This window comes from Streptomyces sp. BBFR51 (assembly GCF_044591655.1).
Lineage (GTDB): Bacteria > Actinomycetota > Actinomycetes > Streptomycetales > Streptomycetaceae > Streptomyces.
On the sequence record NZ_CP172448.1, the window covers coordinates 3,547,188 to 3,569,214 of the forward strand.

General features: G+C 71.0%; 20 protein-coding genes, 1 tRNA gene and 1 riboswitch. Of the genes, 6 read left to right on the forward strand and 15 right to left on the reverse strand.

The features are described from left to right. Window position 1: 1 nt before the first annotated feature. Genes ACGH7X_RS16035 through ACGH7X_RS16050 form a run of 4 tightly spaced genes read right to left on the reverse strand, consistent with a single transcriptional unit; the run spans window position 2 to window position 2,718 of the window. Entirely contained in the window at window positions 2-517 is a 516-nt protein-coding gene (locus tag ACGH7X_RS16035; protein ID WP_399885915.1) for an urease subunit beta, read from the reverse strand. Further along, window positions 514-1,377, reverse strand: coding sequence for a sirohydrochlorin chelatase (locus ACGH7X_RS16040; protein ID WP_399885917.1), 864 nt, complete (start codon window positions 1,375-1,377; stop codon window positions 514-516). Before ACGH7X_RS16040 ends, ACGH7X_RS16035 begins: the two co-directional genes overlap by 4 nt. Window positions 1,378-1,380: 3 nt before the next feature. Beyond that, a complete protein-coding gene (locus ACGH7X_RS16045) occupies window positions 1,381-1,686 on the reverse strand; it encodes an urease subunit gamma (protein ID WP_399885920.1) in 306 nt (101 codons plus the stop codon). Window positions 1,687-1,743: 57 nt separating this feature from the next. Then, window positions 1,744-2,718: an urea transporter gene (locus ACGH7X_RS16050; RefSeq protein WP_399885922.1), complete on the reverse strand. Its 975-nt coding sequence runs from the start codon at window positions 2,716-2,718 to the stop codon at window positions 1,744-1,746. A gap of 128 nt (window positions 2,719-2,846) precedes the next feature. On the opposite strand from ACGH7X_RS16050, the gene crcB reads away from it, so the two are divergent. Genes crcB through ACGH7X_RS16065 form a run of 3 tightly spaced genes read left to right on the forward strand, consistent with a single transcriptional unit; the run spans window position 2,847 to window position 5,733 of the window. Next, window positions 2,847-3,338 (forward strand): fluoride efflux transporter CrcB, encoded by a 492-nt coding sequence (crcB, locus tag ACGH7X_RS16055; RefSeq protein ID WP_399885924.1) that lies wholly within the window; start codon window positions 2,847-2,849, stop codon window positions 3,336-3,338. Next, on the forward strand, window positions 3,338-3,712 hold the full coding sequence (locus tag ACGH7X_RS16060) for a fluoride efflux transporter FluC (RefSeq protein WP_399885926.1): 375 nt from the start codon (window positions 3,338-3,340) through the stop codon (window positions 3,710-3,712). The genes crcB and ACGH7X_RS16060 overlap by 1 nt, the downstream gene beginning before the upstream one ends. Then, window positions 3,709-5,733, forward strand: a complete 2,025-nt coding sequence (locus tag ACGH7X_RS16065; RefSeq protein WP_399885928.1) for an FUSC family protein — start codon at window positions 3,709-3,711, stop codon at window positions 5,731-5,733. Before ACGH7X_RS16060 ends, ACGH7X_RS16065 begins: the two co-directional genes overlap by 4 nt. Here ACGH7X_RS16065 and ACGH7X_RS16070 read toward each other — a convergent pair. Further along, a tRNA-Leu gene (locus tag ACGH7X_RS16070) sits at window positions 5,715-5,798 on the reverse strand. The genes ACGH7X_RS16065 and ACGH7X_RS16070 overlap by 19 nt on opposite strands. Window positions 5,799-6,214: 416 nt before the next feature. On the opposite strand from ACGH7X_RS16070, the gene ACGH7X_RS16075 reads away from it, so the two are divergent. Both ACGH7X_RS16075 and ACGH7X_RS16080 read left to right on the forward strand, forming a co-directional pair. Then, window positions 6,215-6,985, forward strand: coding sequence for an ABC transporter ATP-binding protein (locus ACGH7X_RS16075; protein ID WP_399885930.1), 771 nt, complete (start codon window positions 6,215-6,217; stop codon window positions 6,983-6,985). Window positions 6,986-7,056: 71 nt separating this feature from the next. Then, window positions 7,057-9,585 (forward strand): ABC transporter permease, encoded by a 2,529-nt coding sequence (locus tag ACGH7X_RS16080; protein ID WP_399885933.1) that lies wholly within the window; start codon window positions 7,057-7,059, stop codon window positions 9,583-9,585. Between the two features lie 69 nt (window positions 9,586-9,654). Here ACGH7X_RS16080 and ACGH7X_RS16085 read toward each other — a convergent pair whose 3' ends face one another. The 9 genes from ACGH7X_RS16085 to ACGH7X_RS16125 form a co-directional block, all read right to left on the reverse strand. Next, window positions 9,655-10,956, reverse strand: coding sequence for a class I SAM-dependent methyltransferase (locus tag ACGH7X_RS16085; protein ID WP_399885935.1), 1,302 nt, complete (start codon window positions 10,954-10,956; stop codon window positions 9,655-9,657). A gap of 219 nt (window positions 10,957-11,175) precedes the next feature. Further along, window positions 11,176-12,600, reverse strand: a complete 1,425-nt coding sequence (locus tag ACGH7X_RS16090) for an NAD(P)/FAD-dependent oxidoreductase (protein ID WP_399885937.1) — start codon at window positions 12,598-12,600, stop codon at window positions 11,176-11,178. 419 nt (window positions 12,601-13,019) lie between these two features. Then, entirely contained in the window at window positions 13,020-13,961 is a 942-nt protein-coding gene (locus ACGH7X_RS16095) for an exopolyphosphatase (protein ID WP_399885940.1), read from the reverse strand. Then, window positions 13,958-14,518, reverse strand: coding sequence for a DUF501 domain-containing protein (locus ACGH7X_RS16100; RefSeq protein WP_399897054.1), 561 nt, complete (start codon window positions 14,516-14,518; stop codon window positions 13,958-13,960). Before ACGH7X_RS16100 ends, ACGH7X_RS16095 begins: the two co-directional genes overlap by 4 nt. Before the next feature lie 49 nt (window positions 14,519-14,567). Beyond that, complete coding sequence (locus ACGH7X_RS16105) at window positions 14,568-15,050, reverse strand: septum formation initiator family protein (protein WP_399885943.1); 483 nt, start codon at window positions 15,048-15,050, stop codon at window positions 14,568-14,570. A 144-nt stretch (window positions 15,051-15,194) separates the two neighbouring features. After that, window positions 15,195-16,475, reverse strand: a complete 1,281-nt coding sequence (gene eno / locus ACGH7X_RS16110) for a phosphopyruvate hydratase (RefSeq protein ID WP_399885945.1) — start codon at window positions 16,473-16,475, stop codon at window positions 15,195-15,197. 238 nt (window positions 16,476-16,713) lie between these two features. Continuing rightward, the gene (rpfA, locus tag ACGH7X_RS16115) at window positions 16,714-17,442 is read right to left on the reverse strand and encodes a resuscitation-promoting factor protein RpfA (protein WP_399885947.1); all 729 of its coding nucleotides are present in this window, start codon (window positions 17,440-17,442) and stop codon (window positions 16,714-16,716) included. Window positions 17,443-17,445: 3 nt separating this feature from the next. Further along, window positions 17,446-17,612, reverse strand: a riboswitch (cyclic di-AMP (ydaO/yuaA leader). Window positions 17,613-17,795: 183 nt separating this feature from the next. Then, window positions 17,796-18,803: a transglycosylase family protein gene (locus ACGH7X_RS16120; RefSeq protein ID WP_399885949.1), complete on the reverse strand. Its 1,008-nt coding sequence runs from the start codon at window positions 18,801-18,803 to the stop codon at window positions 17,796-17,798. A gap of 124 nt (window positions 18,804-18,927) precedes the next feature. Next, on the reverse strand, window positions 18,928-19,749 hold the full coding sequence (locus ACGH7X_RS16125; RefSeq protein WP_399885951.1) for a transposase: 822 nt from the start codon (window positions 19,747-19,749) through the stop codon (window positions 18,928-18,930). 37 nt (window positions 19,750-19,786) lie between these two features. On the opposite strand from ACGH7X_RS16125, the gene ACGH7X_RS16130 reads away from it, so the two are divergent. Then, complete coding sequence (locus tag ACGH7X_RS16130) at window positions 19,787-21,025, forward strand: cytochrome P450 (RefSeq protein WP_399885953.1); 1,239 nt, start codon at window positions 19,787-19,789, stop codon at window positions 21,023-21,025. Window positions 21,026-21,030: 5 nt separating this feature from the next. Here the strand turns inward: ACGH7X_RS16130 and ACGH7X_RS16135 are convergent, their stop codons facing one another. After that, window positions 21,031-22,017: a nucleoside triphosphate pyrophosphohydrolase gene (locus ACGH7X_RS16135; RefSeq protein ID WP_399885955.1), complete on the reverse strand. Its 987-nt coding sequence runs from the start codon at window positions 22,015-22,017 to the stop codon at window positions 21,031-21,033. Between the last annotated feature and the right edge of the window lie 10 nt (window positions 22,018-22,027).

A 22,027-nucleotide genomic window follows, 5' to 3' on the forward strand; every position in this document is an offset into this window, starting at 1 on the left:
GTCAGTGGGATCCCTTCTTCTTGTTCTTCTTGGCGCCGCCCTTGTCCGGCTCCTGTTTCCTGTCCTTCTTGCCCCTCTCGCCGCTCTCGCTCCTCTCGCCTCCGCCTCTCTCTCCCTTCTCGTCCTTCTTGGGTCCGGCCGCGGCGCCCGAGCCCCGGAACCCGCGGTGCAGCGCCCGGCTGACGGCCTCCACCCGGGCGGGGTGCGACTTGACGCTGCCGTTGAGGAGCCCGCTGAAGCCGGTGAGCCGCCCGGTGCCCGCGTAGGTGCACAGCTGGACCTCCCGGGTGCCGCCGGGCTCGAAGCGCACGGAGGTGCCGGCGGCGATGTTGAGGTGCATGCCGAGCGTGGCGTCGCGGTCGAAGTCGAGGGCGGAGTTCGCCTCGAAGAAGTGGTAGTCCGAACCGACCTGGATCGCCCGGTCGCCGGTGTTGCGGACCGTGACCTCGAGGGTGCGCCGGCCCGCGTTGATCTCGATCTCGCCGTCGCCGTACTGGTATCGAGGGGGAAGTTTCATCGAAGACTCCTGCTGAAGGGGAGGGCATGGGAGACGGCGGCCGGGACGGCCTGCGACCCCTGGGCGTCGCGTCCGCCGTGTGAGTGCGCGTGGTCACCCCGACCGTGGGCGTGGTCACCGTGCTCGTGTTCGTGGCCGCCCGGACCGTGGCTGTGGGAGTGCCCGTGGGTGTGGGCCGCGGTGAGGCCCCGGGGCAGGCCGTCGTCGCCGTGCCGGTCGTGCCGGTGCCAGGCGTCGGCGACGCGCGCGTCGAGTACGCCCGCCGTCGCGGACGCCGTCAGCAAGGGCCCGCCGGACTCGCAGTGTTCGGGGTCCGGCAACCGCGGAGTCACCCAGGCGGCCGGGAGCACGGCGACGCGTTCCGCGCCCAGGGCACGGCAGCGCCGTACGCCCTCGGCCGGGTCCGGGTCGCCTCCGGTGAGGGCCACCTCGACCGTGCGGTGCCGCCCGTACTGCCGCACCAGACGCGCGAGGCGGAAGAGGTCCGCGTCGACGAAGGGGTCGCCGGACGGGGCGGTGACGAGGAGCGCCCGGTCCTCCGGCACCCGCGCGGCCGTCGCCCTGAGCCAGCCGACCAGGTGCTCGGCGGTGCCGAAGGGCTCGGCCAGTACGGTCCCGGCGCGTTCCTGCGGGTCCAGGCCCAGCAGGGTGCGGGCGGCGTCGGCGACCAGTTCCGGGTCGCGGCCCAGGGTCATCGGCACCACGCAGACGGGTTCGCCCCGGGCGCGCGACGCACGGACGCACCGCAGCAGTTCACGGCCACCGGGCACGCAGAGCACCCGAGGGTCCAGCAGTCGGCGTACGGCGCGCCCGTCGTCGCTCTCGTGACCGCCGACGGCGATCACCGTGCCCCGGCGCACGGGTCAGCCGCCGACCGGGTCGTGACAGGAGACGAGCTTGTTGCCGTCGTCGAAGGTCGCCTCCACCTGGAGCAGCGGCAGCATCTCCCGCACGCCCGGCATGGTCTGCTCCTCGGCGACCACCTGCCGGCCCAGTTCCATGCAGTCGGCGACGCTCCTGCCGTCCCTGGCGGCTTCGAGGATGGCCTCGGTGATGAGCGCCACCGCCTCGCTGTAGTTGAGCCGCAGGCCGCGCTCGCGACGTTTGCGGGCCAGGTCCGCCACGACGTACACCAGCAGCTTGTCGATCTCTCGGGGGGCCAGGTTCATGGGGACTGCCTTCCTCGGTGACGCGTGGGCGTGACACGGTCGTGGGCGGTACGGGTCTCAGGAGTCGTCGGCGCGCAGGGTGATGCGGGACAGGACGGGCACGGCCGCCAGCAGGGCCCAGGTGGTGATGTTGAACGGCCAGGTGAAGGTGTGGCTGCCGAAGACGTCGAACAGCACCGACAGCGAGGCCGTCAGGGCGGTACTGGCGGCGGCGGCCAGCACCGTGTAGGCGTGGTTCCACGGGGTGTCGCGCAGCAGGACGACGCCGAAGGCGAGGCTCGTCAGGACCGCGTTGTAGCCGTAGATCCCCTCGCCGATCAGCGCGGCCGGGGCGCCGAGGGCCCATGCGGTGAGGATGCCGACGACGCTGCCCAGCACGGCGAACAGCCCCACCTTCCACCCGGCCAGGAAGAGGCCGGCCAGCATGATCAGGCCGACGTACCAGGTCTCGACGAAGAAGATCTGGGAGATGTTCGAGAAGAAGCCCTGCCACAGGTCCGTCCAGCTGACGTAGGGGCTCTTGGAGGTGGCCCGGGTGACCGCCGACTCGGGGGTTCCGTGCCAGACGCGCTCGAACGAGGGGGCGCCCAGGATCATCACCAGGGAGACGAGGCAGAACGGCCCGGTGAACGCCTTCAGCCCGAAGGGCCTCAGCAGGTTGCCGAGGGCGGCGGTCACCAGCGTGCACGTCACGGCCGCGCTCACGGCCATGACGTAGGTGGAGGGGTGGTGGCCGAGGTACACCACCATGGCGATGGCGCCCAGTACCCCGCAGTAGGTCATCAGCCCCTGGTCCACGGAGTCGTGCGCGACGGCGAGCAGCCGCGCGGTCAGGGTGGAGACCACCGCGCCGATGGTGGCGAACAGGCCGATCTCCCAGCCCGCCACCCACAGGGCGACGAGGATGACCAGCGAAGTCCACACGCTCGCCTGGAAGTCGACCTGACCCACTCCGCGCAGCGCGCCGAGCGCCGTCCCCTGCCATGAACGCGACGGCGACTCGGCGCCCTGCCCGAGTGGCTGAGAGGCCACGTTGACTCCTTCACGGAGGACTGAGGGCCTCTGACGGGCCGTCGGCCGAATGCGGAGCTGTCGTCGTCCCGTACGGAGCCGCTTGATCGACCGCCAGCTAATGTGACGATATGCACCTTATTGGGGACATGCACCTCCACCGTCACCCTGACGACACGGGTGGCTCACAGGGTCCCGTGGTCGCCGCGGTGGCGGTCGGCGGGGCGGTGGGCGCCCTCCTGCGGTACGGGGCCTCCCGCGTGTGGCGCAACGGCAGCGACTCCGCACTGCTGTGGCATACCGGCGAGGCCGCCTTCCCCTGGACGACCCTGCTGATCAACGTCGTCGGGTGCTTCCTGATGGGCGTGCTCACCGTCGCACTCAAGGAGCGGTTCACCCGTGCTCCCCGGCTGCTGAACCCCCTGCTCGGCACCGGCGTCCTCGGCGGCTTCACCACGTTCTCCTCCTACACCGACGACACCCGGCGGCTGTTCGAGAACGACCAGCCGGGCGCCGCCGTGGCCAACCTCCTGCTGACGGTGGCGGCGGCCCTGGCCGCGGTGGTCCTCGGCGTGGCCGTCGCCCGCCTGGCCCTGACCCGCCCCGGACGCGCGCGGACCGTACGGGGCAGTGGTTCCTGATGGGTGAGTGGCTGCTGGTCCTGGCGGGCGGAGCGGTCGGCGCGCCGGCCCGCCATCTCATCGGCAAGGCGACGCGGGAGCACCTGCGGCCCTCCTTCCACTGGGGCACGTTCCTCGCCAACATGGCCGCGGCACTGCTCCTGGGCTTCCTCGTCGAGGCGGGCACCGAGGGAGCGCTCGGCGAGTCCGGACAGGCCCTGCTGTCCACGGGTTTCTGCGGAGCCCTGTCCACCTGGTCGACGTTCTCGAACGAGGTCCACTCCATGGCCGGCGCCCGACAGGCCGCCGGGGCCGCCGGCTACGTGTTCGTGACGGTCGCCCTCGGTCTCGGCCTGTCCTTCGCGGGCATGGCGGTCGCCCAGGCCCTGTGGTGATCACGGCCGCCACCCGGACGGCGCACAGGTGGCGGGCCGCACTGCCCCGGCTCGACCGGGGGCGCGTGGCGCGGTCGGCGGTGGCCTTCGGGCTCTCCTTCGGCGCGGTCACGGCGGTCGCCGGGATCCACAACGGGGTCTTCGCGGCGATGGGCTGCTACGCCGACGCCTACGGGGCCCGCGACCCCTACCCCCGGCGGGGCCCGCTGCTCGCGAGCCTCTCGGCGGCCCTCGTCGTGGCCTTCGTCGCGGGGTCGGCGGCCGCGGGCGACGTGTGGGCGATGGTGGGGGTGCTCTCCGTCGTCGCCGTCGCGGCCACCCTGTTCGTACGGACCCTGCATCTGAGCGGGCCGGGCAGCTACTTCGTCATCCTGGTCGCCGCCCTGGCGGCCTTCCTGCCGCCGGCCGGCCCCGCGGACACCGCGGTCCGGGCCGGCTGCCTCGCCCTCGGGGCGGCCCTGTCCTGGGCGGCGAGCATGTCTCAGTGGCTGTCCGGACCGTACGGGCCCGAGGAGCGGGCGGTGTCGGCCGCCTTCCGGTCGGTCGCGGCGTTCGCGGACGCGCAGGCCGGTTCCGGGACGGGGAAGCCACCGGGCGACCTCGGGGCCGCCGGGCGGCGCGCCTGTGCGGCCGTGCACGATGCGTGGGCGGCGCTCGACGACGCCCGCGGGGGCGGAGGCGGCCGGCGCGAAACGCCCGCGCCTCGGCGGATGCTGCTCTACGCCCTCATGACCGGCCTCGAGGTCCAGCTCGACACGGTGCAGAACGCGGCGGAACGGGGCGGTGGCCCGGGGCCGGCCGGTCGGGCCGCGTGGCTCCGTAGCGCGGCCGCCGAGATCGCGGCGGGCCGGATGCCGGAGCCCTGTCCCGCCGGGGCGGACACCGGAACGCCCGGCGGGGCCCTCGCCGCGAGGCCCGCGAGGCCCGCCGGGGCCCGCGCCGCGGCGGCTTCCGCCTCGCCCCGCCCCGACGGCCGCGACGACCGGGGCGCCTCCCGGGAGCTCCTGGAGGCCGCGCGGGAGCTGTGGCCCGTGCCGCTTCCGCCCCGCAAGAGCGTGGGCGCGGAGCTGCGCCGGCTGCTGTCCCCTTCCTCCCCCGCCCTCCCGGTCGCCCTCCGGGTCGGGCTCGCCGTCGCGGTGGGCACCGTACTGGGCTCCGTGCTTCCGCTCCTGCACCCGGCGTGGGTGGCGGTCGGCGCGGCCGCGGCCCTCCAGGGCGGGCCGGGTCAGCAGCCCGCGCAGCGCGCGCAGGCACGGCTCGTCGGGACCGTGAGCGGGGTGGCGGTCACGGCCCTGGTCTTCCACTCCTACCAGCCGGGCACCTGGGCGACGGTCGCCGTGGCCACCGTCGCGCACGCCGTCTCACGCGGCGTACCCCCAGGCGCCCTCTTCGTACGCACCATGCTGAACACGCCGGTCGCGCTGCTGCTGGTCGACGCGGCCTCCTCGGCCGGCCTGGGAACGCTCGCCGCCTTCCGGCTCCTCGACCTGACCCTCGGGCTCGCGCTCGGGGTGGCCGCCGCGCTGCTGGTGCGCGGTGTGCCCCGGCGCCGGGTGTGCGCGGCGGTGGCGAACGCCGTGGCGGCGACGGGGGCCGCGGTGCAGGAGCGCCTGCGGACGGGAACGGTCCGGGTCGCCTCCGAGGGGGTCTCCTGGCAGCGGATGGCGGAACTGTGGGACATGCACGCCGCCGTGCCCGCCGAGGAGATCCGCACGACCGGCACCGCGGACCGGCTCTGGCCTGCCGTACTGGCGGTGCGCCGCCTGCTGTCCTGGACCGTGCTCGGCGGCCCCGTGTCGCCCTCCCCCGACGACGCCACCGCGGTCGGAGATTACGTGGACGCCCTGGCCCGCGGCGCCCGCTCGGGCCTGCCCGGCTCACCCGGCCTCCGGGCTGCCCTCCCCGGACCGCCGCGGGCCCCGGACCCGGCCCACGATCCGGAGCTCCACCGGAGACTCGCCACACTGGGAAGCGCGCTGACACGTCCCGCTCGCGGGGAGAGTGCCCGGAGCCGGACTTGAACCGGCACGCCCTCGAAGGGGCAGCGAGGTTTAAGCTCGCCGTGTCTGCATTCCACCATCCGGGCAGGCCATGGGCTCCGCGTCGCGCGCCTTGAGCCTATCGGGACGCCCCTCCCGGACCGTGGGCGGGACGACCGATGTTGTCTTATTTTATTGGCGCCTGAGTGGGCATCAGGTACCGGGCCAGGCCATCAGCACATGCCAACAGCCTTGCGTGCGAGGGGCGGCGGCGTATGCGGAATGACGGGATTTCACCGTCCCGACGAGGGCGCCCGCCCCGTTCTCGCTCCCCCTCCATGCGCCGGTGCGCCCGCGGGTCCGTCGGGGTCCCCCGTCATCCGCAGGTATGACACCGGCCCAGGGCCGTCCGACCGAAGTCGCCCCCCTAAACCGGAACAGCGGCTGACTACACGGCACCGCACGGCCGGGACGATGGATGACGTCCCCGAGCACACGCCGTACCGACAGGAGCGCCCTTCCCGTGACCACCGCACCCATCGCCGACCGGTCCACCCTCGTGGCCGCGCGCGCCACGGAGCTTTCCAAGATCTACGGCCAGGGCGAGACCCAGGTGGTCGCCCTGGACCGCGTCTCCATCGACTTCCGGCAGGCCGAACTCACCGCGATCATGGGCCCCTCCGGCTCAGGCAAGTCCACCCTGATGCACTGCGTCGCCGGACTGGACAGCTTCTCGTCCGGCTCGGTACGCATCGGCGAGACCGAGCTTGGCTCGCTCAAGGACAAGCAGCTCACCAAGTTGCGCCGCGACAAGATCGGCTTCATCTTCCAGGCGTTCAACCTGCTGCCGACGCTCACCGCGCTGGAGAACATCACCCTCCCGATGGACATCGCGGGCCGCAAGCCCGACCAGCAGTGGCTGGACTCGGTGATCCGGATGGTCGGCCTGTCCGACCGGCTGCGGCACCGTCCCTCCCAGCTCTCCGGCGGGCAGCAGCAGCGCGTGGCCGTCGCCCGGGCGCTGGCCTCCCGACCGGAGATCATCTTCGGCGACGAGCCGACCGGAAACCTCGACTCCCGTTCCGGTGCCGAGGTGCTGGGCTTCCTGCGCAACTCGGTGCGGGAGCTGGGACAGACCGTGGTGATGGTGACCCACGACCCGGTGGCCGCCGCCTACGCGGACCGGGTGGTCTTCCTCGCGGACGGACGCATCGTCGACGAGGTGTACGGGCCGACGGCCGACTCGGTGCTCGACCGCATGAAGCGGTTCGACGCCAAGGGCCGCACCAGCTGACGTTCCGCCCGCCTGCCCGCCTCCTTCCCCCCTCGTACCGACTCGTACGTACGTCTGGACAGAGAAGACCCATGCTCCGTACTGCCTTGCGCAACGTTTTCGCGCACAAGGCCAGGCTGTTGATGACCGTGCTCGCCGTGATGCTCGGCGTGGCGTTCGTGTCGGGCACCCTGGTCTTCACCAACACCATCTCCGACGCCCTGCAGAACAGCTCGGCCAAGGGCTTCGACCAGGTCGACGTCGCCGTCACGACCGAGTACCAGGACGCCGAGGGCGACAAGGTCGGCGAGGTGCCCGAGCTGACGCAGGCCCATCTCGACAAGAGCGCGAAGGTACCCGGCGCGGCCTCCGCCGTCGGCGTCGTGTCCGGCTTCACCGCCGTCGCCGACAAGGACGGCGACCTGATCGGCGACGGCTGGAGCACCAAGGGCGGCAACTACTGGGGCGCGAAGGACTCCCGGTACCCGCTGGTCGACGGGCACGCCCCCAAGGGCGAGGGCGAGATCCTCATCGACTCCAGTACCGCCGAGCGCACCGGCTTCGGCGTCGGCGACACCGTCCGGATGTCCGTCGACGGTCCCGTCATCACCCCGAAGGTCGCCGGCGTCTTCACCACCGACGACGGCAATGTCGCGGCGGGCGGCAGCCTCACCCTGTTCGACACCGCGACCGCGCAGAAGTTGTTCGGCAAGGCCGGCACGTACGACGAGATCGACGTCCGGGCGAAGGCCGGTGTCACGCAGGCCGCGCTGAAGGCGCAGCTGGACGAGGCCCTGCCGAAGGACCTCGTCGAGACCACCACCGGACAGAAACTCGCCGACGAGCAGGCGGAGTTGATCGCCTCGTCGATGAGCGGCATGAAGCAGGGGCTGCTGGTCTTCGCCGGCATCGCGCTGTTCGTCGGCACGTTCATCATCGCCAACACCTTCACGATGCTGGTCGCCCAGCGCACCAAGGAGCTGGCCCTGATGCGGGCGGTCGGCGCCTCCCGCCGACAGGTCACGCGGTCGGTGCTGATCGAGGCGTTCGTGGTGGGCGTCGTCGCCGCGGTGACCGGCCTGCTCGCGGGCATCGGCATCGGCGCCGGGATGCGCTCCCTGATGGGCTCGATGGGCGCGGTCGTGCCGGACGGGCCGCTGGTCGTCTCGCCGAACACGATCGTCGCGGCCCTCGCGGTCGGCGTCCTGGTCACCATGCTGGCGGCGTGGCTGCCGGGCCGCCGGGCGGCGAAGATCCCGCCGGTCGCGGCGATGAGCAGCGTGCACGCCAAGGCGACGACCAAGTCGCTGGTGCTGCGCAACACGCTGGGCGCGCTGTTCTCGGGCGCCGGCATCGTGGTCGTCCTCGCGGCCACGACGATGAGCGGCTCGGACGGCCAGGCCCCCATGGGCATGGGCGCGGTCCTGCTGATCATCGGCGTGTTCATCCTGACACCGCTGCTCTCCCGCCCGCTGATCGCCGCCGCGGCCCCGGTGCTGCGCCTGTTCGGCGTCTCCGGCAAGCTCGCCCGGCAGAACTCGGTGCGCAACCCGCGCCGCACCGCCGCCACCGCCTCGGCGCTGATGATCGGCCTCACCCTGATCACCGGCATGACGGTGATGGCGGGCAGCCTGCAGAAGTCGATCGACAAGATGGCGTCGGCGTCGATCGAGGCCGACTACGTGGTCTCCATGGCCAACGGCAACTACCTCGACCCGGACGTCTCCGAGAAGCTGGCCGAGGCCGACGGGATCACCGCCATCAGCCCGCTGCGCAACGCGGAGTCCCGCATCGGCGGGGAGACCGAGTACCTCACCGGCGTCAACGGTTCCACGATCGGCGAGCTGACCGACCTGAAGGTCGAGCAGGGCGCCTTCCAGGTCGGCGGCACCGACGTCGTCGTGGACTCGGACACCGCGAAGGACCACGGCTGGAAGGCCGGCTCCACCTTCACCGCCTCCTACGAGGACGACAAGAAGCAGCAGCTGAAGGTCGCGGGGGTCTACGAGGGCAACGAGATGATCCGCGGCATCATGGTCGACCTTCCGACCCTCACCCCGCACCTGTCGGACCCGGTCGACATGCAGGTGATGGTGAAGATGTCCGACGGGGCCTCGTCGGCCTCGAAGGACAGCCTGACGCAGGCGCTGGACACCAACCCGGCGATCAAGATCCAGGACAAGCAGGACATCTCCAACGAGATCGCGAAGATGTTCACGCTGATGCTGAACATGCTCTACGGCCTGCTGGCCATGGCGGTGATCGTGGCCGTCCTCGGTGTCATCAACACCCTGGCCATGTCGGTCTTCGAACGCTCCCAGGAGATCGGCATGCTGCGGGCGATCGGCCTGGACCGCAAGGGCATCAAGCGGATGGTCCGCCTGGAGTCCCTGGTGATCGCCCTGTTCGGCGGCGTGCTCGGCATCGGCCTCGGCGTGTTCTTCGGCTGGGCTGCCGGTGAGCTGATGGGCACCACGATGGCGACCTACGAACTGGTCCTGCCCTGGGGCCGGATGGGCGTCTTCCTGCTGCTGGCCGCCGTGGTGGGCGTCCTCGCGGCGCTGTGGCCGGCCCGCCGCGCGGCCCGCCTGAACATGCTCCAGGCCATCAAGGCGGAGTAGCCGGCACGTACGCGAGAGGGCCCCGATTCCGGGTGGGATCGGGGCCCTCTCGCGTACGCGGACGTGCGCTCAGTTCCAGGTGCGGGCGCGCAGCGGCAGACCCGAGCCGCCCGAGTCGGGGGTCTTCACCGCGAGGACCTGGTTGACGCCGATGCGGTTGCGCTCGAAGGCGAGCGCGGAGGCGGCCATGTACAGCTGCCAGACACGGGCGCGGCCGGGGCTGACGAGCCGGGTGGCCGTCGTCCAGCCGGCCTCCAGGTTGGTGACCCAGCGGCGCAGCGTGAGCGCGTAGTGCTCGCGGATCGACTCCACGTCGCGCACCTCGAACCCGGCGCGTTCCAGCTGGGTGACGGTGGTGCCGACGGGGGCCAGTTCGCCGTCGGGGAAGACGTAGGCGTCGATGAACTCGTCGACGTTGTAGGCGGCTTCGTCCCGCTGGGGGCGGCGGGCGATCTGGTGGTTCAGCAGCCGTCCGCCGGGCTTGAGGAGCCGCTGCAGGTCGGTGGCGTACTCCAGGTAGCGCTCGGCGCCGACGTGCTCGGCCATGCCGATGGAGGAGATGGCGTCGTACGGCCCGTCGGCGACGTCCCGGTAGTCCTGGACGCGGATCTCCACCCGGTCGGTGAGCCCCTCGTCGGCGACGCGCTTGCGGGCGAAGGCGGCCTGCTCCTGGGAGAGGGTCACGCCGACGACGCTCACGCCGTGCTCGCGGGCGGCGTGGATCGCCATGGAGCCCCAGCCGCAGCCCACGTCGAGCAGCCGCTGACCGGGGCTCAGGCCCAGCTTGCGGCTGACGAGTTCGAGCTTGTCGCGCTGGGCGTCCTCCAGCGTGCCGCCGTCGGCGGGCAGGGCCGGCCAGTAGGCGCAGGAGTACACCATGGACGGGCCGAGGACGAGTTCGTAGAAGTCGTTGCCGACGTCGTAGTGGTGGCTGATGGCTCGTCTGTCGCTGCGCTTGGTGTGCAGGTGGCCCCGGGCCCGGCGGATCTCCTCCGGCGGCGGGGCGGGCGGCAGCGGCGGCCCCGCGAGCTTCGCCAGCCCGCGTACGGCGGCCCTGACCTCGGGGTCGCGCAGCGCCTCGACGAGACCGCGGGCGTCGTCACCGCGCTCCCAGATGAGGCCGGCCATCAGGCCGAGGGCGGTGTAGAGGTCACCGTCTATGTCGATGTCGCCGGCCACCCAGGCTCGGGCCAGGCCCAGTTCACCCGGTTTGAACAGCAGGCGGCGCAGGGCCCTGCGGTTGCGGACGACGAGGGTCGGCGCGCCCGGCGGGCCCGCCTGCGAACCGTCCCAGGCGCGGATGCGCACCGGGAGGGGTGTTCCCAGCAACTGTTCGAAGAGGTTCTGCAGCCGCAGTGCGGCGTCAGCCATGGCGTCCTCCGTGACGAGCGATCCCGGAATGTCCAACACCACGTAAACACCTGGGAGCCCGCCGTACAGTCCCCGGCGCGCGTTACGACTCGGCAAAATAGCTGTACACACCAACGGATTCGAACGCAGCACGAAGGGGCCGCCCGCACCACGGATGGCGGGCGGCCCCTTCGGGGTACTGCGGGTCCTGCGGGGACTACGGTCCCGGTCGGCCGGAGGTCAGGAGGCCTTCGCCTCGGTCTTCTCCGACTTCGCGGCCTTCGCGGCCTTCTCGCCCTGGTCGGCGGCCTTGGGCGCGGCGGCCTTCGGCGCCGGCTTGGCGGCCTCGTAGAACTCCTCGCGCGGGGTCTCCATCGCGCCGAGGGAGACGACCTCGCGCTTGAGGAACATGCCGAGCGTCCAGTCCGCGAAGACGCGGATCTTCCGGTTCCAGGTCGGCATCGCGAGACCGTGGTAGCCACGGTGCATGTACCAGGCGAGCCGGCCCTTGACCTTGATCTTCATCTTGCCCATGACGATCATGGCGACGCCCTTGTGCAGGCCGAGGCCCGCCACCGCGCCCTTGTTGGCGTGGCTGTACTCCTTCTGCGGGAAGCCTCGCATGCCGGAGATCACGTTGTCGCCGAGGACCTTGGCCTGGCGCAGCGCGTGCTGGGCGTTCGGCGGGCACCAGGCGTTCTCGTTGCCCGCCTTGCGGCCGACGAGGTCCGGCACCTGGGCGTTGTCGCCCGCGGCCCAGATGTAGTCGGTGCCCTGGACCTGGAGGGTCGCCTGGGTGTCGACGTGACCGCGGGGGCCCAGCGGCAGACCGAAGCGGGAGAGCACCGGGTTGGGCTTGACGCCGGCCGTCCACACGATCGTGTTGGAGTCGACCTCCAGCCCGTTCTTCAGCACCACGTGGCCGTCGACGCAGGAGTCCATGGAGGTGGACAGGTAGACCTCGACGCCGCGGCTCTCGAGGTGCTCCTTGCCGTACTGGCCGAGCTTGGGACCGACCTCGGGGAGGATCTTGTCGGCGGCGTCCACCAGGACGAAGCGCATGTCCTCGCGGGAGACGTTGTTGTAGTACTTGGCCGCGTCGCGGGCCATGTCCTCGACCTCACCGATGGTCTCCGCCCCGGCGAAGCCGCCGCCGACGAAGACGAAGGTGAGCGCCTTGCGGCGGATCTCCTCGTCGGTGGTGGAGGCGGCCTTGTCGAGCTGCTCCAGGACGTGGTTGCGCAGCCCGATGGACTCCTCGATGCCCTTCATGCCGATGCCCTGCTCGGCGAGGCCGGGGATCGGGAAGGTGCGGGAGACCGCGCCCATCGCGATGACCAGGTAGTCGAACGGCAGCTCGTACGCCTCGCCCACCAGGGGGGCGATCGTGGCGACCTTGCGGTCCTGGTCGATGGTGGTGACCCGGCCGGTGAGGACCTCCGCCTTCGGAAGCACGCGCCGCAGGGGGACGACGACGTGCCGCGGGGAGATGCTGCCGGCGGCGGCTTCGGGGAGGAAGGGCTGGTAGGTCATGTACGACCGCGGGTCGACGACGGTGACGGTCGCCTCGCCGTAACGCATCTTCTTCTGGATGCGTCGAGCTGCGTACAGGCCTACGTACCCACCGCCTACTACGAGGATCCTGGGACGCTCCGTGGTGCTCATGCCATCGAGTATCCACCCGGTTGAGGGGGGTGGTTCGTGCGCCCCTTCACAAGCTTTGGTGGTGCCTGTGCTACCATCCGCGACCCACGTGACGGAGATCATGGCGGGTGGAGGAACCAGCGTGTAGGGGACCCCGTTGTCAATGCCTCGTGAGCTGCACCTCCGCGCTTCCGGGACGCTGGACCACCCTCCCGCGAGGCCGCTGCGGGACCCCTTCGGAACACCGTCCTGAACACGTTCAAAGGGCAGTTGAAACCCCAAAAGGGTCAACGAGCGCGCTTCCGCCGTCCGACAGGGCCCAATTCCTTGTGAAGAACTTCACGAACTTTCCCGACGCGACGTCACCGAGGGGCCCGAGAGGCCCCCCGATGCCCGCTCAATCGATGTCCGTCCTGCTCAGACCGCTGTCGCGGGAGGCCCTACGCGAGCGACCACGCGATGCCGTCGAGGATGTCGTGCTCACTCACGACGACCTCCTCGGCGCCCGTCCGCTCCATGATCGAGAGCAGCACCAGCGCCCCGGCCGCGATCACGTCGACCCGGCCCGGATGCATGGAGGGGACCGCCGCGCGCTCGGCGTGGGTGGAGCGCAGCAGCCAGTCGGTGATCTCCCGGACCCGGTCGCGGGAGACCCGGGAGTGGTGGATGGCCGCCGAGTCGTACTCCGGCAGCTCCTGCGCGATCGCGGACACCGTCGTCACGGACCCGGCAAGACCCACCAGCGTGCGCGCCTCGCGCAGCGGCACCGTCTCCCCGGCGAGGTCCAGGGCGGCCTCGATGTCGCCCCGCATCGCCGCGACCTGCGCCTCGGTGGGCGGGTCGGTCACCGCGCCGTCGCGCACCAGGTGCCGCTCGGTCATCCGCACGCAGCCGACGTCCACGGAGCGGGCGGCGCGCACGTGGTCGTCGCCGACGACGAACTCGGTGGAGCCGCCGCCGATGTCGACGACCAGGTAGGGCTTGTCGAGGTGGTCCCGCCCGCCCAGTTCCTTCGTGGCGCCGGTGAAGGAGAACTCCGCCTCCTGGTCGCCCGAGATGACCTCCGGCTCCACACCCAGGATGTCCAGCACCCCGCGCACGAAGTCGTCCCGGTTCTCCGCGTCCCGGGAGGCAGAGGTCGCCACGAAGCGCAGCCGCTCGGCGCCGTGCTCCTTGACGGCCTCGGCGTACTCGCGGCAGGCGGCGAAGGTCCGCTCCAGCGCCTCCGGCGCCAGCCGCCCTGTGCGGTCGACCCCCTGGCCGAGCCGCACGATGGTCATGCGGCGGTCCAGGTCGGTCAGCTCACCGGTGGCCGGGTCCGCGTCGGCGACCAGCAGCCGGATGGAGTTCGTACCGCAGTCGATCGCGGCGACACGGGTCACTGGGCGTCCTCCTGACCGGTCTGGCCGGTCTGGCCGGCCCGGTCGGTGGGCGTCACGCACGGCCCCTTGCGCCACCACTCGGGAAGCATCGCGATCGCCTCGTCGCCCAGCGGGTTGACGCCGGGACCGGCCGCCAGCGAGTGGGCGACCAGCACGTGCAGGCACTTCACGCGGTCCGGCATGCCGCCCGCGCTCGGGAAGCCGGTCAGCTCCTCGATCTCGTCACGGCGCCGGACGTAGTCCTCGTGGGCGGCGCGGTAGGAGGCGGCCAGCTCCGGGTCGGTGCCCAGCCGCTCGGTCATCTCCTTCATCACGCCGTTCGCCTCCAGCGTGCCGATCGCGGAGGCCGCCTTCGGACACGTCAGGTAGTACAGCGTCGGGAAGGGCGTGCCGTCGGGCAGGCGCGGTGCCGTCTCCACGACGTCCGGCTGTCCGCACGGGCAGCGGTGCGCGATGGCGCGCAGGCCGCGCGGGGGCCGGCCGAGCTGCTGCTTGAAGGCCGCCACGTCCGCGTCGGTCGGCTCGGTGCGCGGGGTGGTCGGCGGGGGAGTCTGCATGACTGTCTTCTGCTGGTCTTCCTGTTGAGTCACGGCCGGCACGGTCGGTTCACTGCCGGCGGGAGACGGCGTCGGCCTTGTCGACCCCGTCCCACACGTTGCGGTACCAGGGGCGGTCGGCGGCACCGCCCTCGGCGCGAGCCTGCTCGGCCGCGTCCGGGTCGACGACGACGAACCCCGTCTCCCCCGGCATCACGTAGTGCAGCCGCAGCCGGACCTGCTGCTCGGCGTAGGCGTCGTCCTGCCAGCGTGCCTTGAGGTCGCGCAGGTCCTCGACCCGCTCGCGGGTCTCCTGCTGCTCCCGCCGGAGGTCGGCGATCTCGGCGCGCTGGGCGACGTACTGCCGTATCGGATACGCGAGCGCCACGACGAGCGAGCAGAGCACCATCGCGAGCAGCGCGGCCCGGCCGGTCAGCCGGGAGCGACGGGCCTGGCGCTTGCTCTGCGAGCGGTAGACCCGGGCCGCGGTCTGTTCCCCGATGATCCGGATCCTGGTCGCGGTGGAGAAACGGTCCCGGTCCTTCACCGCCATGTCTGTCCCCGCCTCCGCCTTCACGTCGTCATACGCGCGTACGTCCCCGCACACGGTACGGGACCGAGTACGGGGACGTACGTACGACGCTGCCTCTTACGGGCGGTCAGCCCTCGAAGGCGGGGTCAGCCCTCGAAGGCGAGGTCAGCCCTTGAAGCGCGGGAAGGCGCTGCGGCCCGCGTACACCGCGGCGTCGTCGAGGATCTCCTCGATGCGCAGCAGCTGGTTGTACTTCGCGACGCGCTCGGAGCGGGCCGGGGCGCCGGTCTTGATCTGGCCGCAGTTGGTGGCGACGGCCAGGTCGGCGATGGTGACGTCCTCGGTCTCGCCGGAGCGGTGGGACATCATGCACTTGAAGCCGTTGCGCTGGGCCAGCTCCACGGCGTCCAGGGTCTCGGTCAGCGAACCGATCTGGTTGACCTTGACCAGCAGCGCGTTGGCGGCGCCGTCCTCGATGCCGCGGGCCAGGCGCTCCGGGTTGGTGACGAACAGGTCGTCGCCGACGATCTGGACCTTGTCGCCGAGCTGGTCGGTGAGGACCTTCCAGCCGTCCCAGTCGTCCTCGAACAGCGGGTCCTCGATGGAGACCAGCGGGTACGCCTCGACCAGCTCGGCGTAGTACTCGGTCATCTCGGCGGCGGTGCGGGTCTTGCCCTCGAAGGTGTAGGAGCCGTCCTTGTAGAACTCGGACGCGGCGACGTCGAGCGCGAGGGCGATCTGCTCGCCGGGGGTGTAGCCGGCCTCCTTGATCGCCTCGAGGATGAGGTCGAGGGCGTCGCGGTTGGAGCCGAGGTTCGGCGCGAAGCCGCCCTCGTCGCCGAGGCCGGTGGCCAGGCCCTTGTTCTTCAGGACCTTCTTCAGCGTGTGGTAGACCTCGGCGCCCCAGCGCAGGGCCTCGGAGAAGGACTCCGCGCCGATCGGGGCGATCATGAACTCCTGGATGTCCACGTTGGAGTCGGCGTGCGAGCCGCCGTTCAGGATGTTCATCATCGGCACCGGCAGCAGGTGCGCGTTGGGGCCGCCCAGGTAGCGGAAGAGCGGCAGGTCGCTGGCCTCGGAGGCGGCGTGGGCGACGGCGAGGGAGACGCCGAGGATGGCGTTGGCGCCGAGCGAGCCCTTGTTGTCGGTCGCGTCCAGGTCGGACATGGCCTGGTCGATCAGGCGCTGCTCGGTGGCGTCGTACCCGACCAGCTCCGGGCCGATCTGCTCGATGACGGCGAGGACGGCCTTCTCGACACCCTTGCCGAGGTAACGGCTCGGGTCGCCGTCACGGAGTTCGACGGCCTCGAAGGCACCGGTGGAGGCGCCGGACGGAACGGCGGCACGACCGGTGCTGCCGTCGTCGAGGCCGACCTCGACCTCGACCGTGGGGTTGCCTCGGGAGTCCAGGATTTCCCGGGCTACGACGACGTCGATGGACGGCACGAGCATCTCCTTCTTCAATGTGACGCTTCGGTGTGACGCGCGGGTCCACAGGACCGCAGCGGCTCTGCGGGACCGAGCCTAACCGGCTCCGGGCGATCGGCCAGCCGATCGCCCACCCGCTGGACAGAACCGAGAGTAAATTGTTTCCGAACGGAACAAACGCGGAACGCGAAAAGTCCCGCCCCGGTGCGTACGGGGGAACACGCACCGGGGCGGGAGTCGCGGGAGCCGCTGCCGCTTACTTGAGGTGCAGCTGCTGGCCCGGGTAGATCAGGTCGGCGTCGTCGACGATGTCGCCGTTCAGCTTGAACAGCTTCGCCCAGCCGCCCTCGACGTCGTGCTTCTCGGCTATGGAGCTGAGGGTGTCGCCCTTGACGACCTTGTACTCGCCGTCGCCCTTCTCGACCTTCTTGCCGGTCGGGGTGGTGACGGTCTTCTTGGCGGGCTTCTCGGCCTTCGGCTCGGCGGCCGGGCGCTCGGAGGAGCGGGAGGCCTTCTGCTCGGTGGAGCGCTCGGCGGTGGAGCCGCTGCTCTGGCTCTGCGAGCCCTCGGAGCTGCTGGAGCCGCTGTCCTGCGAACCGCCACCGCTGTACGCGGCGCCCGACAGGCCGGTGCCGCAGACCGGCCAGGCACCCTTGCCCTGGCCCGCGAGCACCTTCTCGGCGATCTCGATCTGCTGCGTCTTGCTCGCCTGGTCGGCGGACGAGGCGTACTGCGTACCGCCGTAGGCGGCCCAGGTGGAGCTGGAGAACTGCAGACCGCCGTAGTAACCGTTGCCGGTGTTGATGGACCAGTTGCCGCCGGACTCGCACTGGGCGACGGCGTCCCACTCGGACGCGGTGGCGGCGGAGGCGTTGCCGGCCGCCATCAGCGGGGCGGCGACGGCGGCACCGGTGACGCCGGCGACGGCGATGACACGGGTGGCCTTGGACGGGCGACGGTGCTTGCCCTTGCCGGAAAACAGCATGGTTGATCCCCTCACCGACGCCTGCGAGGTGAGCTGTCGGGTTCGGGCCGGTTGAGTTGCCCGGCCGGGTTCCTCACGGAACTCGGCTTCACCCCTAGCCGCTCCGGCTCAACTGCCCGGTGCGGCACTTACCTTGGGTCCCCCGCTCCTGCCTTCGGCGCTTGACGCGACGACTGTTCCCGTACGGCCGCTGGCAGGATTCGGCGTTGCGGCTGTCGGGGCCCGCGATGGCGAGCGGTCATGACCGTAGACACGCGCTCCGCGGATTTTCAAAGACGATCACGGCTTCTGAGACCTATCTCTCACGAGATCCAAAACGGACATACAGCCTCTAACCGTGACGCGAACTCCCTCTACTTATGGCCCGATTCGCCCGCTACCGTGAGCGTCTGACCGGGCAGGATGCGGTCGGGGTCCTGGCCGACGACCCGCTCGTTGTCGGCGTACAGCGCACGCCATCCGCCGTCGACGCCAAGGGAGTCGGCGATGGCCCACAGGTTGTCGCCGGAGCGGACGATGTACGAGCCTCCGTCCGCCTCCCGCGACTCGCCGTCAGTCAAGGCGTGCCGTCCTGCCGTGCCGTCCGTGAGGCCCCTCTGCGCCGTGCCCTCGTCCGCACTGCCGCCGCGATGCCGGCCCGCGCCGGACGAGCCGTCGGTGCCCTGCGGTTCGGCACTCGCCGAGGAGTCGGTTTCGGGCGATGTGCCCGGCTTGGCGGTTTGGTCCGCGTCGTCGGACGGGGCGTCAGAAGCGGACGAGGAGGGTGAGGAAGAGGGCGAAGGGGATGAAGAGGGTGCTTTGGAAGTCGACTCCGGCGCCTCGGTCGAGCCGGACGGAGCGGGCGACCCGGACCCCCGGGACGACTCGGGCTTCTCCGTGGTGGCGGGCGATTCGGACGACTTGGACGTGTCCGTCTGCCCCGAGGCGTCCGAACCCCGCGACGCGCCGTCGCCGGCCGTGTCCGAGCCGCTGTCCGTGAGCCCCGAGTCGTTGCCCATGCCCGCGAGCAGGCCGCAGGTCGGCCAGGCCGCGATGCCCTGGTCCGCGTGCAGCTTCTCGGCGATCCTTATCTGCTGGGAGCGACTGGCCTGGTCGGCACTGGCGGCGTACTCCAGGCCGCCGTACTGCTCCCAGGCCTCCTGGGACAGCTGCAGGCCGCCGTAGTACCCGTTGCCACTGTTCTGGCTCCAGGCGCCGCCGGTCTCGCACTGGGCGACCTGGTCCCAGTTCGCCGCGTCGGCCGCGTGGGCGCCGGTGGCGCCGAGCAGCGGGATCGCGATGGCGGAGCCGGTCACTCCGGCGGCGACGACCAGGGCGGGAGCCTGGCGGGGGCGGCGGTGACGACCGTTCCCGGAGAGCATGCGACGACCTTTCACAAGACGACGGGGACCGCGCGGCGCGTGATGCTCATCGCCACACTGATCCGTGAACGTATAGGCAGATGATCGCTTGTCACAAGTTCATGCCGCACAGATCACGTGAAGATCACAGAGTTGAGCGCGTGTCATGTTTGAACGTCCCAGGTGCGATTGCCCCTGTGACCTCGAGCGGCGGCGCTTGCGGCTCACACCGAACCGGTGTGGTCTCCCCCCGCCGATTCAGCTCGTCCATCAGAACGGCCCAGAATCCCTTCTTGAACCAGGTGTTCTGCCGCTCCTTGGCGAGCTGCCAGGTGCCGTAGCACTCAGGAAGCTCGTCCCAGAGACAGCCTGTACGCAACCGGTGCAGAGCCCCGTTCAGCTGGGTCCGGACGTCCACGGCTCCACGGACGAACTGGCGGCGCGCGAAGTAGGCAGTCATGAGCTCCTCGACAACCGGCCATTCCGACTCCGCCACCGCGGCTGGGATCGGCGTTCCGGTCCGCTCATGCCACGCCGTCACCTTGCACTTGACCCCAGAACGCTTCCGCACCTCTCCGAGCGGCTTCACAGTGATGTCCAAAAGACCGATCACCGCTCCCATGTCGGCCAGCTCGACGTGAGGTGCTCCCCTGACAGCCTGGGCCAAGGAAAGGGCGGTTCGGACGGCGACTGCTGCGGCCTCCTGGCCCGCGAGCACCTGACGCCCCGTGGCAAGCATCGCCCTGGCGCTTTGTACGTCTTCCGCGAGCTGCCGTAGGGCCGCGTCCCTCACGGCCTGGTCAAGGCCGGATGCGGCCAAAGTCGTAGTGGCGCGAGCCAGGCCCGCCTCCTTCTCCTGGAGCGCGTCCGTGAAGCGAGCCACGCGCTCACGCTGCTTTTCGATGTCACCGGGGTAGAGGTTCAGCTTGTCCCGGGTCGCGGAATCGGTTCTTCTCTCCGTCGTCACGGGCACGGGGATCGCGCGATCCCGTTACGGTCGTAACGTGAACGACCCGAACACCGCCCCCGAACTCTTCACCTGGGAGTTCGCCACCGACCCGTATCCGGCCTATGCCTGGCTGCGTCGGCACTCCCCCGTCCACTGGACCAGACTGCCCAGCGGGGTCGAGGCATGGCTGGTGACCCGCTACAGCGACGCGCGCGAGGCTCTCGCCGACGGTCGGCTTTCGAAGAATCCGGAACATCACGCCGAAGACGCCGGAGGGAAGAACAAGACCGGCATTCCAGGTGAGCGCAGCGCCAATCTCATGACGCACCTGCTCAATATCGACCCGCCGGACCACACGCGCCTGCGCCGCCTCGTCTCCAAAGCGTTCACTCCACGGCGCATCGCGGAATTCGGCCCCCGCGTGCAGGAGTTGACGGACGACCTCATCGACCGTTTCGCCTCACAGGGCGAGGCAGATCTCATCCACGACTTCGCGTTCCCTCTCCCCATCTACGCGATCTGTGAGCTGCTGGGCGTTCCTCGCGAGGACCAGGACGACCTGCGCGACTGGGCAGGCATGATGATCCGCCATGGTGGGGGACAGCGTGGCGGCGTGGCACGCTCTGTCAAGAAGATTCGCGCCTACCTCGGCGAGCTCATCCACCGTAAGCGCGACGACCTCGGCGACGATCTGATCTCGGGCCTGATCCGGGCCTCCGACCATGGCGAGCACCTCACCGAGAACGAGGCCGCCGCGATGTGCTTCGTGCTTCTGTTCGCAGGTTTCGAGACCACCATCAACCTCATCGGTAATGGCGTGCACACCCTAATGCGGCACCCTCGGGAACGAGCTCGGCTGCAGGAATCGATCCAGCGGGGTGAAACGGCGTTGCTGGACAGCGGCGTCGAGGAACTGCTCCGCTACGACGGGCCTGTGGAACTGGCCACCTGGCGCTTCGCCACTGAACCACTCGTCATCGGGCAACAGCGCATCGCCCCGGGCGACCCCGTACTCGTAGTCCTCGCAGCCGCGAACCGTGACCCGGCGCGCTTCGGCGAACCGGACACCCTCGACCTGAGCCGTCGTGACAGCCAGCACCTCGGATACGGACACGGCATCCACTACTGTCTCGGCGCGCCTCTCGCCCGCCTGGAAGGCCGTACGGCTCTGGAGACCCTGCTACGACGCCTTCCCGACCTCCAGCCGGCGGCCGATCCTGATGACCTGCGCTGGCGAGGCGGGCTCATCATGCGAGGGTTGCGTGACCTCCCGGTTCGGTTCACCGCTGTCTGACCGGCTCATCCCCCGGCGGCCTCGACCTGCCTGATCGCGTCCCGGTACGTCCGGGCGGCCGCTCTCAGGGCCGCTTCCGGGTCGGTGCCCTCGGCCTCGGCGCGGGCCGCGAGGGCCAGGAGGTCGTAGCCGACGCCCTCGCCGGTGGGCAGCGGCACCCGGAGACCGGCCGTGCGGACGCGGGAGGCGAGCTTGGCGGCGAGGGCGAGGCCGGGCTGGCCGAGGGGGACGCCTTCGGTGACCGAGGTGCGCTGCTTCTCGGCGGCCTTGGTGCGCAGCCAGTGCTCGCGGACCTCCTCCGGGGTGGAGGCCGTCTCGTCGCCGAAGACGTGGGGGTGGCGGTGGATCAGTTTGGCGACGATGGTGCCGGCCACGTCGTCGACGGAGAACGGGGCGTCGGGGTCCTCCTCCGCGATGCGGGCGTGGAAGACGACCTGGAGGAGTACGTCGCCCAACTCCTCGCGCAGTTCCTCGCGGTCGCCGTCCTCGATGGCCTCGACGAGTTCGTACGCCTCCTCGATGGCGTACTTGGCCAGCCCCTTGTGGGTGCGCTGGGACGACCACGGGCATTCGAGGCGGATGCGGTCCATGACCTGGACGAGGTCGAGGAGGCGGGCGCCCGGCAGGTCGTAGGAGGCGGGGAGCAGTTCGAGGTCGGGCATGTGGACGCGGCCGGAGCCGGCGAGGCGGGCCAGGCCGTCGGTGAGCGCGGGGTCGCCCTCGCCGGTCGCGACGACCACCGCGGTGCGGCCGCCGGCGCAGGCGTCCACCAGCTCCTCGGCGGCCGGGGCGGCCTCGTCGACCCGGATGCCCGCCTCGCGCAGATACGGCAGCTGCGGGTGGGCTCCGTCGGCGCACAGCACGCGGTCGGCGGTGCGCAGGGCCTGCCAGGCGGGCCAGGACAGCAGGCCCGGGGCGACGCGGTGGCTGGTGGTGAGCAGGACGATGCGGCCCGGGTCCGCGGTGGTCGCGTCGGCGGTGGTTGCGTTCACTCCCCGAACC

Bases quoted from the DNA above. Each gene is read 5' to 3' on its own strand.
- ACGH7X_RS16035 (WP_399885915.1), bottom strand. From the start codon at position 517: ATGAAACTTCCCCCTCGATACCAGTACGGCGACGGCGAGATCGAGATC.
- ACGH7X_RS16045 (WP_399885920.1), bottom strand. From the start codon at position 1,686: ATGAACCTGGCCCCCCGAGAGATCGACAAGCTGCTGGTGTACGTCGTG.
- crcB (WP_399885924.1), top strand. From the start codon at position 2,847: ATGCACCTCCACCGTCACCCTGACGACACGGGTGGCTCACAGGGTCCC.
- ACGH7X_RS16060 (WP_399885926.1), top strand. From the start codon at position 3,338: ATGGGTGAGTGGCTGCTGGTCCTGGCGGGCGGAGCGGTCGGCGCGCCG.
- ACGH7X_RS16080 (WP_399885933.1), top strand. From the start codon at position 7,057: ATGCTCCGTACTGCCTTGCGCAACGTTTTCGCGCACAAGGCCAGGCTG.
- ACGH7X_RS16085 (WP_399885935.1), bottom strand. From the start codon at position 10,956: ATGGCTGACGCCGCACTGCGGCTGCAGAACCTCTTCGAACAGTTGCTG.
- ACGH7X_RS16090 (WP_399885937.1), bottom strand. From the start codon at position 12,600: ATGAGCACCACGGAGCGTCCCAGGATCCTCGTAGTAGGCGGTGGGTAC.
- ACGH7X_RS16100 (WP_399897054.1), bottom strand. From the start codon at position 14,518: ATGCAGACTCCCCCGCCGACCACCCCGCGCACCGAGCCGACCGACGCG.
- ACGH7X_RS16105 (WP_399885943.1), bottom strand. From the start codon at position 15,050: ATGGCGGTGAAGGACCGGGACCGTTTCTCCACCGCGACCAGGATCCGG.
- rpfA (WP_399885947.1), bottom strand. From the start codon at position 17,442: ATGCTGTTTTCCGGCAAGGGCAAGCACCGTCGCCCGTCCAAGGCCACC.
- ACGH7X_RS16120 (WP_399885949.1), bottom strand. From the start codon at position 18,803: ATGCTCTCCGGGAACGGTCGTCACCGCCGCCCCCGCCAGGCTCCCGCC.